The following is a 14,490-nucleotide window of genomic DNA, read 5'->3' on the forward strand; positions in this document are numbered from 1 at the left end:
TACATGGCGGCTTGCGGGTTATTTGTTGGCTTCAAACGCTGCCTGATGTTCTTTGGCTACCGCCTTGGAATCCATCTTCTGGACGAACAGGTTCTGGATACTGCTGAGGTGGACCTGTGCGGTTGCAGGGTTCATGGTGTTATCGAACGCCAGGTCGCCGCCCTTCACTTGGTTGAACAGTCCGGCAATATTCACCGCCAGATCAGAATACCCTGCAGCCTTGAGATCGCCGTCTACCTTTTGGCCGATCCCTACAGCGTTCTTCAGCTCAAATTGCTTCTTAGGATATTGGGTGCCGAAGAAGTTGAGGAAGTCCTTGGTTTCCTGCAGATGCTCACTGTTCGCGGATACCGCGAAGGCGCTGCCGGGGGCGAGCATGAATTCGTTGGGATCGCCTTTGCCGTTCACAGTCGGGAACTGGAAGGCTCCCACTTTACCGGCTACCGGAGAAGCATCAATCGCGCCGGTCTCCCAGGAACCGATGGACCACATGGCGGCTTTGCCTGTTTTGAAAATATTGCCGCCCGCATTGGCATCAATAGAGGTTGCGCCGTCAGGGAAAGCACCCGCTTGAACCAGCGCCTGGAACGCGTCAACCGCTTCGATGAACGCAGGGTCTTCAAAGGTCTTCTTGCCGTCCAGCACATCCTTCAGGAAGCCGGGACCGCCGTTGGTGCGCAGCAGAATGTTCATGAACAGGAACGAGCCGGTCCAGGAATCCTTTTCGCCGATGGCCAGCGGGGTGATGCCTTTATCCTTCAGGATCTTGACATCCTTCAGCATCTCCTCGAAGGTAGCCGGAGGGGCGGCGATTCCAGCCTGGGCGAACAGGTCTTTATTATAATAGACGACTTCAATGTTGTTACCGTCGGGGATGGCATACACCTTATTGTCGAAGCTGTAGTAATCGAGCAGGCCCTTCTGGTACGTGTCCTTCAGGCCATTCTGATCAAGCATGTCGTTCAGCGGAGCGAACAAGCCTGCATCGACGAACGGTTTCATCTGTGCCGCCGGGTTGACGATCGTGATGTCCGGCACTTCCTTGGACGCCGCCTGTGTCTTCAGCTTCACCTTCTGCTGGTCCGTGTTCAGCGTGTCCAGTTCAATCTTCACATTGGGATGGTCTTTCATGTACTGATCGGTCAGCTCGCGGATCATTTTGTAATTGGGCGTTGCGGGGTCAGGATAGATGTTCTGGAAGGTAAGCGTTACCTTTTTGTCGCTGGGTGCGTCTGTTGCAGCGGCATTTCCGCTGCCTGCGGCGGCGTTCGGTGCGGCGGTGTCCTTCGTCTTCGTATCTGTGTTGTTGTTCGAGTTCCCGCATGCAGCAAGGCTTAATGCCATTACAGCGGCGAACGCGACGGTGGCGGTTTGCTTCATTTTTCTGTTGACCATTAATTAAAGCCCCCTCTGTCGTGATAAGCTAATTATCATCACGCGGAGCGCTCCTAACAAGGTGGGAACTGCAGAAATAAGGTTTGTTTTTTCTAGGTAAGCGGTTTCTCTAACATCTGTTCATCGTCTTTCACATAACCGCACTGTTCGTATGTCCGAATCGCAGCAGCGTTCCTTCTGCCGGTCAGGACCTTAACCCTTCTCACCCCGCGTTCTCTAAGCTCCTCTTCCAGGCAAGCAATGATAGCCCTGGCAGCTCCCTTTCTTCGGGCGGCATCTTGTACATAGAGTTCAGTAATCTCTCCAAAGGGCTCTTCATAGCAAAAGGAATACAGGCTTTGGGCGCAGCCAAAACCCACGATGATACCGTTCAACTCTGCTAGGGCTATACATTCGTTACGGTTAGTATGTAGATGTTCAATAATTTGGGCCGGGGGTCTTGGTTCACCGCCGTTGAACTCTTGATTGAGTCGTGATAGTGCTTCAGCATCTGTAGCGGATGCGAGCCTTACAGTTATAAGTGAATTCACTTGGAGTCACCTCGTTTATTTATATAGTCATTTATTGTTTGCTCAACAAGAGGCTATCCCAGAAGCCATGAATTGACTGCCTGGGACAGCTCTTAAATAGGAGTAGGATTTACGTAAGCACTTGGGTGGACGCTCCGTAAACGAAACGTTGTTCCAATCGCTCTGGTCTCCAGATTTTTTTCATTCCTCTTTGCGGTGAAAATCCGGAGACTGCTGACTAGAGTAAAGGACTGGTGTATGGCCAGCCCCTCCTCATCAAACCGTACGTGAGGTTTTCCCTCATACGGCTTTCCGATGTTCGTCACTCTTGGGCATGCGGCCTCTTTGGCCTTGGCTCCTTGAGCTAGTTTCCTCCACGGAGTTGTTGAGCGTTTCTTGCGTGTCGTTAGCCCTTTGGGCAATCACGTACTCGTACCTCTGGGATAAACTTGAACAAAGTAGGGCCCCTTTCCTCCCGCAGGTTATGTTGTCCTACGGTTACTTGGTACTATAGGCCCCTCGGACTCCCTTCCTGCAGACCTCTCATTTCACCTTCTGGGTTTATAGAGGGTCCCTTTACCTTTTCTTTTCGGTGCAGGGGAGGGTCTCCCCAGTTCACTGCCTTCTCTTTCTAACCATGCCGTTCCCCTTACGCCGGAGGGTTCTTCGTTGCTGCTCCAAGTTCTCTGCAACTTCCTTGGCCTTCGTCCGAAAGCACGAGACTCGGCTTCCTCTTGCCCTCTTGCGAGGCCGCATTGACGACGCGGCAGGATTCACTTGATGTTGCGGCCTGGTCAGTTGCTCGCACGGTCCTACAACCGCACTTCTGTCGATGCGCTTCTACACACAGATTTCGCCATGTGCAGGCATCCTAGCTACGCGGGGGCTTGGCCCCTCCCGCGACCGGACTTTCACCGGCTAGAGATTGCGCGCTTTGCTGGGCACGCTGCTTACGATGCGAGCTTTCCTGCGGAAAGCTTTCAGGCGAACGCTGCCGCTTTTACGCGGGTCGTTTCGTCCGCTCCGCTGTTTAAGCGGAATCCAAGATCAATTTTCTACACCGGCAGATAAGTTCTTACTTGCTAAGTCCGGCTTCGCGTACATTTTATTCAGAATGACCGTCTGCACGATAATGAATATCCCGCCAACCACCCAATAGAGCGGCAAGGCTGCGGGCACCTGAAATGAGAACAGGCCCATCATGACCGGCGACAACCATCCCATCCAAGCCATTTGATTACTCGGGCTTTGCTGATTCTGTACAGCTGCGGATTGCGATACGCGGAACTGCACGTAATAGACCGCTGCGGCAATAAACGGCAGAATCATATCTGCGGTCCCCAGGTTGAACCATAGGAAATCGTGTGCGGCAATCTCCGGGGTACGGCGGATGGCGTAATAAAATGCAAGGGTAATCGGCCATTGGAGAAGCATCGGCAAGCACCCCATACTTAACGGATTGAACTGATGCTTTTGGTAGAGCTGCATCATTTCGGCCTGCTGCTGTTTTGCGGCATCTGCACTGACGTTGTTCTTATACCTCTCCTTCAACTCCGTTAACTCCGGCTGGAGGACGGCCATCTTGGCCTTCATGGCTATTTGCTTCTTCGTATGGTTCATCATCAGCGGCAGGATCGCAAGCCTGATGATGAGAGTCATGAGCACAATCGATAAGCCGTAGTTTCCTTGGAATACATCCCCGAAGAATTGGATTAAGTACGAGAACGGATAAATAAAGAAGTGGTTGAATATCCCCGGTGAATCTGCAAGAATCGGGCTGGCTTGGGATGCTGCTGAGCAGCCGCTAAGCACTAGGGCCGGGATAAGTCCCATCGCTAGGACGAGAATGGGCTTGGCCCATTGTGGATACAGGTTCATATTGTTCATTATTATCCTCCCTAATTGAATGTATGGATCTCAATATGGGGAAGGACGATTGTCTTCGTCATCAGGTGCTTCTCTTCGCCTGGCGGTTCGTGCGATCCAGCGCTGAATACTGCTCGGCTGCGTCAGTCTGACTGATACCGACCAAGTTAAACCGGGTGCAGCAAGTTCATAACCCCAGCGGATCTCCTGGATGGAAAAGTAGGTAAAGGGAATTGACACTAATGAATAGATAAGAGCGATGGAGAATGCCAATTGAATCAAGTCATAGAAATGCTCCAGTCCGGTTCACCTCCGTCTGTATGCGTCATAATGGAATAATTTGAATAATGGTTAAACGTCTATACGTCATAGTGGCGGTGCGGTTCCACGATTCCGGGTAATACCAGTGAATCTCACTAACCTCTTAAGCGTAATAGCTCTAATTCTTGAAGAACTTCCTTTACGTCACAGCTGGAATTCAAGATATGAATCATCTCTTCCGTAACGGAGAGATCCTCGTAGATTTTTGCAACAACCTCTAAGGATAGGGATAATTCAAAGTAATCTGTTGCAAATTCCACAAAATCCTCTGGTGTATGGAATATACAGCCCAATAAAAAATCAGAACCATCGCTTGTCCCTTCTGGAATCTCAACGTTTCCTTTGTGCCAGCTGGTGTCACTGTTTTTACGCCAAATACAAAATGTCACATCTTCTTTTTCAATTGCATCATCTTCAAGTAAAGATAATAATTCCTTTGGGACGTCATCATAAATCCCTTGCCATACTTTATGTTCATCTTGTGCATATGGGCTTAATTCAGATTCGTGATCGAAGCCTTTTATTATGGAGCCTTCATTGGAAAACAAAATAAATAAATGATCCCCTGCTCCATTATCTATTTTCGCCATAGTCACACCCTCATTCCAATCTTGAATAATGCTATGGTAACGAAGCCATTCCTCCTGACAAAGAATAATATTCAGTGAAGCTTGGATTTTCATTAGCTTTTGTAACATTGTTGGATCCGGTAAACGCTCTAACGCTTTTGCTTCCATAGAATCCTCACCCACCATATAATATTTTTCTAATTTTACCGTATTTCTTTGTATAATTTCCGTGGTTAAACAAAAAGCAGCTGATCACGATAGGATCGACTGCTTCTTGTTGTATAAGCGAGATACATCTCCGCATATTGGCTATCGCTATAGCAATTATGCCGGTGGTTGCTTCCACTGTTTGATCACGCTGACCAGACCTGGCACATCGAGGCCGTCGAGCGAAAAGGCTTTGCGCAGCAGATCATGCGGGATGAACTCGTCGTATTTGCCGAGGTAAGGGGCCTCATCCGGCTTCAGGAGCATGATTGCATCCGTGGCGGCAGCGGTCTCGGCGATGATCTCATCCTCCAGCTTCTCTGCATCCACTTTACCGGCGACCACCATATAATACGGTTCCATCGGCACGACCGAACGCAAGCCAAGCGGCTCCTTCAGATTGTTCTTGAGCAGGCGCTCCAGCGTACGGAACTGGCGGCTGCCAGCCCACGGAAGGATGAACATGGAGTCTCCCCCGGCTGGCAGAACCGAACGTGTCAGCAGCCCGCTCTCCTTCGCGAGCCTGCGCGCCCGTTCCAGTCTGGCGGCTGCGCTTGGCGCAAGGTAAGGGTATAGGGCCGTAGACCCTAATACTTCGCGGATCTTCGTCATGATCCGGGTATGGACATCTCCGCCTGCGCCGAGCCATAGGGTGTCCACTTTGCCGCGCGAGCCTTTGACATAGACAGCCTTATGGCGGTTGTCCACCTCTTCGACCTTCCACAGCTTGCCTGCCAGTGTGAAGCAGTAGCCTGGAGGCGGCACGGTGGTAATGGACCCGATCTCCTCCGTCCCATTATAGACGACATGCTCTTCATCGTCTTTGAATACCGCATAGAACCGGAAGTTGTTGACGATCTTCTCCCCCGCCATTCCGATCAGCAGGCTGCCCTCATCCATCTTCTCAATATGGCCCATGCCCAGCATGTACTCCATGAAATCATCATAATCAGCGGGATCGATGCTGCGGAAGGACGGCAGGCTCAGTACAGCCTCCTTCAGATCCTCCGGCTCTGCTTCGCCTAAGCTCTTCAAGATGCTCATCGTCTGATGATACAGGAGACCGACCGGGAGCTGGCGCACGGCCAGCGGCTCTACCCATTTCTCGCGTACGTACAGCTCGATCACGGCAATGGCCCGCAGCAGCGTCCACGGCATGCGCGCCGGGAGCTGCGCCTCCTCGTCCTCCTCCTCGGGCGTGACGAAGATCATCTCGGAGGCGGCGTCCCCGCGCCTGCCCGAGCGGCCCAGCCGCTGCACGAAGCTCGCGCAGCTGTAGGGTGCGCCGAGCTGGAGCACACGTTCCAGCTCGCCCAGGTCAATCCCCAGCTCCAGCGTCAGCGTCGCTGCAGCCACGGCTGGCCCCGCACCCTCACGGAGCGTAGCCTCCGTCTCCTCGCGCAGCATCGCGGAGATGCTTCCATGATGCACATGGAAGACATCCCGCTCGCCGCGCTTCGCGGCAATCCGCCGCATCTCCAGGATGGCCTCTTCGGCATCGGTGCGGCTGTTCGTGAAGATCAACGCTTTCTTGACATGCGTGTGATCATAGATGAAACCGTAATACGCCTGGCGCGCCCGCTCCAGGTGCTCGGCCTCCTCCTCATTCCGCGCATCCGGGAACGAGAAATGCTCCACGCTCAGCCGCAGCTTGCGCCCGCCCTGCGGCGCGCTGACCTCTACGCTCTCGCGCGTGCCCGCCGCCAGCCACTCCGTGACAGAGGCATAGTCGCTCAGTGTCGCCGAGAGGCCGATCCGCCGCGGATGACAACCCGCCATCCGCGAGATCCGCGCCAGCTGGCTCAGCACCTGAATGCCGCGGTCCGCGCCCATGAAGGCATGAACTTCATCGATAACGATGAAGCGCAGATCATGGAACAGGGCCGGAATCGCATTCGGGCGGTTCATCAGCAGGCCCTCCAGCGATTCCGGGGTAATCTGCAGTACTCCCGAAGGGTTCTGCATCAGCTTGGTCTTGTCCGCCTGCGGCACATCGCCATGCCAGTGCCAGACCGGAATATTCCCTTCCCGCAGTAGATCATTCAGCCGTGTGAACTGGTCGTTGATCAGCGCCTTCAGCGGCGCAATATACAGAATGCCCACCGATGCAGACGGACGCTCATACAGCTCCGTAAGCGCAGGGAAGAAGGCCGCTTCGGTCTTGCCTGAGGCCGTCCCTGAAGCAATCAGCAGGTGATGCGGCGTATCAAACAGCACACGGCAGGCATCGACCTGTGCCTCGCGCAGTGTATCCCAGCGGTTCTTGTAGATGAATTCCTTGATGAACGGGGCCAGACGGTAGAACGGGTTATCACTCATAGGTCGAACTCCGCAAGCAAGCCGTCCAGCTCATTCTGCTCCGTCCCGGCGGGCCGCGAAGTCCGCTCTCCGACCAGCTTCTCGAATGAAAGCTCCGGATGCTGGTGCAGGGTATGCAGCAGATCCATGAAATCCCGCACAACCTCTCGAGCGGTGAGCAGCTCATCAGCTCCCAGCCGGTTGACCGCCTCTTCCATGAAATGCACCAGCTGCTCTTGCGTAAGCCCCGCTTCATAACCATAATGCAGCGCATGGATATCCCGCAGCTTCTGGAGCAGGATCAGAATCTCTTCATGAGAAAGCATGTCCAGCGCGATAATCGGCCCGGTGAAGTTGTTCAATCCGCTGCCTGCATACCGTCCGGCTACCAGCCGGGAGCGCAGGGCCTCATAGCTGAACAGTCCGCGCCGGTGGTCCTCCACGAACTGCGGCGTACCGCCAACGAAGATGCCCAGCCGCTCTGCCTTCCCCTGCATCGTATCATTGAACATGGTCAGCAGCTTCTCGTAATTGCTCTGCCGCGAGATGCTGTTGGTAATCTTATAGAGGTTGACTCCTTCATCGATGAACAGCAGCAAGCCCTTATAGCCAATGGCTCCGGTGAATTCCGCCCATAGCTTCATGTAGTCATACCAGTTGTCATCATCGATGATGACACCCACACCGAGCGCCTTCCGCGCTTCTGTACGGGTCGGGAACTCTCCCCGCAGCCAGCGCAGGGAATCCTGCTTCAGCCCGTCATCGGCCAGCTTATGCCCGTTCCAGTAGGAGGCCAGCACCTTGGCGAAGTCGAAGCCATGCACCAGCCCGCGCATCCCGGAGGCTACCGAATAGATGCGCTGTTCGACCTCGTCGCCCAGCTCCGGTGCGTCAGGGCCGTAGCCCTTCTCCTGCATCACCGCCTGCTGCAGTGTCATGATCCACTTCTGCAGCATAATCTCCAGCGCCCCTCCATCCGGGCGTGTCCGGGTCGAGAGATGGCTCATCAGCTCGCGGTAGGTGGCGAGCCCCTGGCCCTTCGTGCCGACCAGCCGCCGCTCCGGTGACAGGTCGGCATCGGCAACCACGAAGTCGCGGTCCATCGCATAGTTGCGGATGATCTGGAGCAGGAAGCTTTTGCCGCTGCCGAACTTGCCTGTAATCAGCTTAAAGGCGGCTCCGCCGTCGGCGATGTTCTCCATATCACGGAGAATCGCCTCCACCTCCGGCCGGCGGCCGACGGCGATATGTTCAAGACCGATCCGCGGCACAACTCCCGCTGTCAGCGAGTTGACGAGCGCGGTGGTCATCCGCTTCGGTATTTTGAGTGGGTTCATTTACGAATTTTCACCTCTTTATATAGTCCAGCATGGATAGACATTCTTCGGTCAGTTCTTCCCCGTCAATGATGAGGTCTCCCAGACTGTCCATCGCCAGCTCATTAATCTCATCGAACAGCAGCACCGCCATCGTCCCGGCGCCTGCGGCCAGCCGCTGAACCTCAGCAGGACCACCCTCCTCTGCCAGCGCCAGCACGGCCTCCCGTTGCAGCGGAGTCAGCTCCGAAGCGAACACTGTCCAGCGGTCCGCTTCGCTATCAGAAGGTGGCGGCTGGGTGTTGGTAAGCTTGTGCGCGGCATACGGGTAAACACCGGGAAGCTCTTCCCTGCCCCCTTCTGTCGGCTCACCACCTGCCATCCGGCTAACCTGTTCTTCAGCTTTTGCAGAGCTAACGGAATCAATTTCCGCATTCGCTGATTCAGCTCCCCTGTACGTCACCTTATCTAGTGATCCGGTACCTACAGCCGCTTCTAGATCACTTTCCTCGCCCGCTGATCCGGATCTTCCAGCCGCATCACTTCCGTCACCAGCCAACTTAGTTCCTCCAGCGGCCTCTAACGCTTCATTTTTCCAATCCGCATCATAATCTTCATGACCCGGCTCCCCGGTTTCTTCCACCGTAAGCAGGGAACGCACCACCTCAGAGTCGCTTGCCAGCTGCTCCAGCTTCCGCTGGTCGATGACCACCGCCGGTCCCTTCTCTTCCTGCTCCGCCTTACGGAATTCACGCTCCAGGAACTTGGTCACGAGATCATCCATATCGGCATCGACCCGGACATCCTTCAGTCTTCCCCGGTAGCCCATCAGCGCCCGCAGCTTATTCTCGGTCAGCCGGAACAGGCGGGTAATCAGGCTGCGCAACGGAGGGGACTTGCTCACCCGGATGACAGGTACAAGAACAGAATAGCCATACAGGGAGATATCGTATACAGCGCTGCGGAACAAATACCGTTCACGGACGACCGGCGGGCCGGGCGGGAACATCGTGATCAGATTCGAGCCGTGCTTCCGCGCGACATAGGCATCGATTAAGGCTACAACCAGGGGAATGTAACGATCCGCAGCGATTTTACCTTCACCGGTGTAGAATTTCGACTTGCTGATATCATAGTCCGACATCACACTCAGCACCTCGATGCTAAGCTGCTCCGGGGCAGTAGATAGGCAACGGACCAGCTCAAGCTCCGCCAGATCCCCGGCCAACCCTCGCGAACGGGCCACAATCTCCGAGAGCGGAATATCCAGCTTATGGACAAAAGAGAAATCCGCAATCCACCCGCTGAGGTACTGATCCAGGCGTTTATAGCTGTCGCGGTAGGCTTCCCACAACAAGCTGAGCTGACGGCAGCCCTCTTGAGGCTCGTCCCAGCCCACGCCATTAATCAGCTCATAGATATGCAGGAAGATATAAGAGAGGTCGGTCTTCGGGTACCGCCCCTGCCGGACCTCATCCCGCCAGAAGAAATACCATCTGCTCTGCGCGCCGGTCATATGCCCGTAGGTAGGCCAATAGCTTTTGAACGGGACGAACAGCGCCGCAGGCTCCTCGTGCTCTACAAGCTCACGTGCCCGCTGGACGAACTCACTCTCTGTGGTGGTTACCGGCTCCACACTCTCTTCCATATCCCAAAGCTTAAGCTGGACTGTATCGTAACCGGATGTTTTCTTCTTAACCGGCTCTGACTTAGGCTTCCGGCTGCCTTCATCTACAGTACCGCGCGGCGGAATCGCCACATTCTGCTCCGTACTCTCCCAGACCAGCTCCGAGAAATGCAGCCCCTGCCTGTCTTTAGCCATGCTCATCGCCCCACCCGTATGTCTTGGTAATTCTCACATTATATCATATACCCTATGCAGCGGATGCAGCCGTTCCAGTCATGTGCAGGTACGGTTAATGAAACTACTCTTACTGCAACTCTGCTTCTTTCTCGATACTACTCACTTCTACTCACTTCTACTTACTGTTACTTACAGCTTCTCCCTACTTCTTTACAGCAACTCACATCTACTTAGCTATTCCCTACCACTTCATGTTACTATTACTCCCCACCCGCTCTGCCGGACTGAGATTCCGTTATGCTGAACAAATCAGGCAAATATGACGGTCAAGCGGACTCAGAATCCCTTAATTGAACGATAACGTCTCATTTCAGGGCCGAATAACCCAAATAAGCGCTTCTCAGTCCGCTCGGGCCTCATAAAGTAGCTTTTTGAAGAAATAACGGATTCTCAGTCCACATCACCGCTAAAATATCCGAGGTGCCGTCCGCATCTATGTAGTCGCACAGTTGCACAGCAGGAATCCACCTGCCCTCAGGTTTCCCGCCATAAATCAATAAAAAGACCTTGAGAGACTAACTCCTCAAGATCTTGGATGAGAGCGCCTGTCACCGCACCGCAACTTGATTTTACCTGCCGGGCAATGAGAACGTTCGTTTGTGTCTCCATAAGAATATACTATACTCACCCTGCGGGCTGCAAGCGGAGCAAGGCTGCAGGAGTTTAACTTGTACTTGTACTCCCACCTGTTCCCTCGCCCCACCCTCACCCCCTCAAATAATCACTAGGGCTGCGCCCGGTAATCATCTTGAACACCTGACTGAAATAGGCGGGGTTGTTGAAGCCTACCATTTCACTGATCTCATACACCATATGCTGGCCGGATTGCAGGAACTCGATGGCCCGGTCCACCCGGTACTGGTTCAGGTAGCTGACGAAATTCTCACCGCTGATCCGTTTGAACAGCTGGCTTAGATATTTCGGATGCACATGCAGCTCCTGCGCAAGTCCCATGAAGCTGATCTCCTGGTTATAGTGGGCTTCCACGTAGTTTTTGACGCTCTCTACCAGCCGGTTCTTCTTGACATTCATCTCGGTGAAGGCCGCTGTCAGGAATGCCGGAATCATCTGGCCCATCCACTCCGTTAAGCTTCTCCAGGTATAGTAGCCCGTCACGGCCTGCAGAAATTCGGACATGCTCATAGGAGGAGTGCGGCCGGGGCAACAGGCATTCCAGTAATACATTAATGTAGTGAACAGTCCGACACACACCGTCTGTATATCCTGAATATTATTCTGGTCCTCCTGCCGGAGCCTGCCGAAGATGATCTCCCAGGTAGCCCATATTTTGGACGACTCCTTACACAGCAGTACCTCATTCCACTCCTGGAGCAGCCGGGAATAGTCCTCCAGTGTCCAAGGGCTGGTGCCCCCGCATGGCTCATAAGCGTAGATCGGGCTGGTCTCCTGAAATTCAGCGGCGGCAAGTGCCTCCCTGCTCTCCAGATACGAATCCATCAGTTCATGTATAGCAGGCTTGACCGATCCGATTCCGGCATAGGCCTGGAGCTGAATATAATTCCGGATTTTATCCATCGTCTCCTGAACGACCTCCTTCAGAACCGGGATCGGCTCTCCCGCCTCACGGTCCAGCAGCAGAACCACCAGCAGATCGTCGGAATAGTCCAGCACATGCCCCTGCACAGAGGGATGACCGGCAAGCTTGTGCTGAAGCGTCTCCCTGCAGATATTCCCAGCTCCGAAGCGCAGCAGCTGCCACTCGCGCTCCTTCAGCTTATGCAGCGGCGCAGGACGGTTCAGCTGGATGCTGGCCGCCGCCAGCCGCTGCGGACGGGCAATCTGCAGATATCCGAGCCGTTCCTCGGAGCATTCCTCCGCACTGTAGCGGGTGGTCAACAGCTCCATAAGCAGGCGTTCCCGCACAAAAGGAAGGGTGCGCCCGATCTCCTGCTGATAACGCTCCTCCAGCCGCTTCTTCTGCTCTCCGGCCTCCAGATCCAGCAGCACAGCGCGGAGTACCGCTTCTATCTCCTCTACCCGGGCCGGCTTCAGCAGGAAATGGCTGACTCCCCAGCGCATCGCCTGCCGGGCATTCTCGAACTCCTCGTAGCCGCTAAGGATGATAACCGGCAGCTCGGGTGCCAGCTCCCTCAGCGCCTCTGTAAGCTCCAGGCCGCCCATGCCCGGCATATAGACATCGGTCATCACCAGATCGGGGGAGAGCCTGCGGAACAGCTCCAGCGCTTCATGGCCGTTGACCGCTGTTCCGGCCAGGGTCAGGCCCAGCTTCTCCCAGCTGACATGTCTCGTTAGGGCTTTCAGAATATGCGGGTCGTCATCCACCAGCAGTATAGAGCGGCTCATGTCTGATCTCGCAGCAGCCGCTCCAGCTGCTCCTCCGTCTCAATGACTGGCAGCGTAATCATAGCCGCAACCCCTTTCTCCGGCCGGTTGGTCAAATATAGTCCATACGGTTCACCGCAATACAGCTGAATCCGGCTCATCACATTCCGGGTGCCAATGCCACTCACCTGCTCCATCGACCAGCCTTCCGCCAAGCCCCGGCCGTTATCCAGCAGCGTGATTTGCAGGTAAGGCTGGCTTCCCGGCACCTTGACCTCCCGAACCTCCAAATGAATCTGCAAAGGACCTGAGCCCGGCTCCCGGCTACCGTGGAGAATTGAATTCTCGATCAGCGGCTGGAGGATGACCTTCGGAATGAAATAGCTCCGGACCGCCGGGTCCGCAATCGACTCCGTATACTCAATGGCAATCGGCAGCCGTTCCTGCTGGATGCTCACATAACACCGCGCATGCTCCAGCTCGTCGCGCAGACGGATGAGCATTCGGCCGCCGCTGAGGCCAATTCGCAGCATTTTGCCAAGCTGGGTAATCATGTAGCTGATATCCCGGGCATCGTAATCCATCGCCTTCCAGTGAATCATATCCAGGGTGTTGTACAGGAAATGCGGCTTGATCTGGGCCTCCAGCAGCCCCGCCTGCGCCTCCCGCTTCGCGGCGCTTGCTTCACGCTCGCTCTGCACCAGCTCCTGCAGCCGGTTCACCATGTGGTTGAAGCCGTAAGACATCTGCGTGTATTCCTCCGTCAGCGACTCACTCATACTGGCACGGAAATCTCCGCGTTCCAGCTTCCGCATCTCCTGAATCAGCCTGCGCACCGGACGGATCATGCTGCGGATGAAGAAGTACGCCAGCAGCGCCGACAGAAGCAGGCTGAGCAGGCCGATCCCGATCACCTGCCTGTCCGCCTTGCGAACCTCCTGCAGCAGCTCGCGGGTCGGGATGACCTGGACCAGCCGCCAGGAGATGGTGCTCGGTCTGGAGAACAGGACGAGATAGGACTGTCCGGCCTTCTTCAGCAGCTCATAGCCTTCATTGCCCTCATACGTATGCTGGTAGAGCCAGCCCGCATCCAGCACAGCCTTACCGGGAGAACCATTCTCCTTGTTCACCAGCAGCAGGAGATTGCCGCTTGTGTCCACCAGATGAATCTGCCCGTCCAGCACCGTAGGAATATCCTTGAACTGCTTCAGGATATCGTCTGCGGACAGCCGGATATAGAGGTAGCCGATCGTCTTGCCTTCATTTCCGAACAGATGCTGGATATGGCCGATCAGATAAGGCTCATCATCACCGCCGCTGCCCTCCAGAGGAACCCACAGCGAATCCGCCTGCTTCAGCTGGGGATACCAGCTCTCGTTCCTTATCGAAGAGACCGGAAAGACCAGATCCGTGGAGCTTTGCGGCACCCCGCTGAACAAATCACTGTAAATCTCAATCGAGCTTACCCCTTCGTTCAGCACCAGCGAATGCTGAAGAATCTCCGTAATCTCGCGCCTCCTGGAGATCATCTGATACTTGGAGGCAGGAGTAGTCTCCAGCCCCTCAATAATGCTCTTGTTCGCTGCAATGGAGTAAGCGGTCCCCGACACATTGGTCATGAAGTCGAAGCCGCGCTTCGTGCTCTCATTAAGCAGGGCAAGCCTGGTGGTGCTGATCTCCCTGAAAGTTACATCCGAGAAGGTACGGTACGCCAGCAGGACAATGAACCCGAGAAAGATCAGATTGAACGTAATAATACTGGCCGCCATCAGCGTGGAGAGCTTGCTCCGCCTGATCCGCAGCAGCCAGGTGCCGAGCATTCTTTTTTGCATCTGCCCCAC

The 14,490-nt window shown here is 54.9% G+C and carries 9 protein-coding genes; all 9 read right to left on the reverse strand.

Features of this window, described 5'->3' with window-relative positions; all coding sequences use genetic code 11:
- Positions 1 to 18 precede the first annotated feature (18 nt).
- The gene (locus tag MHH28_RS07115) at positions 19 to 1,395 is read right to left on the reverse strand and encodes an extracellular solute-binding protein (RefSeq protein ID WP_405113408.1); all 1,377 of its coding nucleotides are present in this window, start codon (positions 1,393 to 1,395) and stop codon (positions 19 to 21) included.
- Positions 1,396 to 1,487: 92 nt separating this feature from the next.
- Positions 1,488 to 1,925: a GNAT family N-acetyltransferase gene (locus MHH28_RS07120; protein WP_405113410.1), complete on the reverse strand. Its 438-nt coding sequence runs from the start codon at positions 1,923 to 1,925 to the stop codon at positions 1,488 to 1,490.
- A gap of 1,026 nt (positions 1,926 to 2,951) precedes the next feature.
- Entirely contained in the window at positions 2,952 to 3,791 is an 840-nt protein-coding gene (gene yidC / locus MHH28_RS07125; protein ID WP_405113412.1) for a membrane protein insertase YidC, read from the reverse strand.
- 395 nt (positions 3,792 to 4,186) lie between these two features.
- Positions 4,187 to 4,828, reverse strand: a complete 642-nt coding sequence (locus MHH28_RS07130; protein ID WP_405113414.1) for a hypothetical protein — start codon at positions 4,826 to 4,828, stop codon at positions 4,187 to 4,189.
- A gap of 156 nt (positions 4,829 to 4,984) precedes the next feature.
- Positions 4,985 to 7,186, reverse strand: a complete 2,202-nt coding sequence (locus tag MHH28_RS07135; protein ID WP_405113416.1) for a DEAD/DEAH box helicase — start codon at positions 7,184 to 7,186, stop codon at positions 4,985 to 4,987.
- On the reverse strand, positions 7,183 to 8,502 hold the full coding sequence (locus tag MHH28_RS07140) for an ATP-binding protein (protein ID WP_405113418.1): 1,320 nt from the start codon (positions 8,500 to 8,502) through the stop codon (positions 7,183 to 7,185). Before MHH28_RS07140 ends, MHH28_RS07135 begins: the two co-directional genes overlap by 4 nt.
- A gap of 10 nt (positions 8,503 to 8,512) precedes the next feature.
- Positions 8,513 to 10,303 (reverse strand): TerB N-terminal domain-containing protein, encoded by a 1,791-nt coding sequence (locus tag MHH28_RS07145; RefSeq protein ID WP_405113420.1) that lies wholly within the window; start codon positions 10,301 to 10,303, stop codon positions 8,513 to 8,515.
- Between the two features lie 747 nt (positions 10,304 to 11,050).
- Positions 11,051 to 12,670 (reverse strand): response regulator, encoded by a 1,620-nt coding sequence (locus MHH28_RS07150; protein WP_405113422.1) that lies wholly within the window; start codon positions 12,668 to 12,670, stop codon positions 11,051 to 11,053.
- Entirely contained in the window at positions 12,667 to 14,481 is a 1,815-nt protein-coding gene (locus MHH28_RS07155) for a sensor histidine kinase (protein ID WP_405113424.1), read from the reverse strand. Before MHH28_RS07155 ends, MHH28_RS07150 begins: the two co-directional genes overlap by 4 nt.
- Positions 14,482 to 14,490 lie beyond the last annotated feature (9 nt).

Source organism: Paenibacillus sp. FSL K6-1217, from assembly GCF_045040735.1.
GTDB lineage: Bacteria > Bacillota > Bacilli > Paenibacillales > Paenibacillaceae > Paenibacillus_AQ.

Coding starts and splice junctions, on each gene's coding strand:
- MHH28_RS07115 (WP_405113408.1), bottom strand. CDS start 1,395: ATGGTCAACAGAAAAATGAAGCAAACCGCCACCGTCGCGTTCGCCGCT.
- yidC (WP_405113412.1), bottom strand. CDS start 3,791: ATGAACAATATGAACCTGTATCCACAATGGGCCAAGCCCATTCTCGTC.
- MHH28_RS07130 (WP_405113414.1), bottom strand. CDS start 4,828: ATGGAAGCAAAAGCGTTAGAGCGTTTACCGGATCCAACAATGTTACAA.
- MHH28_RS07135 (WP_405113416.1), bottom strand. CDS start 7,186: ATGAGTGATAACCCGTTCTACCGTCTGGCCCCGTTCATCAAGGAATTC.
- MHH28_RS07140 (WP_405113418.1), bottom strand. CDS start 8,502: ATGAACCCACTCAAAATACCGAAGCGGATGACCACCGCGCTCGTCAAC.
- MHH28_RS07145 (WP_405113420.1), bottom strand. CDS start 10,303: ATGGCTAAAGACAGGCAGGGGCTGCATTTCTCGGAGCTGGTCTGGGAG.
- MHH28_RS07150 (WP_405113422.1), bottom strand. CDS start 12,670: ATGAGCCGCTCTATACTGCTGGTGGATGACGACCCGCATATTCTGAAA.
- MHH28_RS07155 (WP_405113424.1), bottom strand. CDS start 14,481: ATGCAAAAAAGAATGCTCGGCACCTGGCTGCTGCGGATCAGGCGGAGC.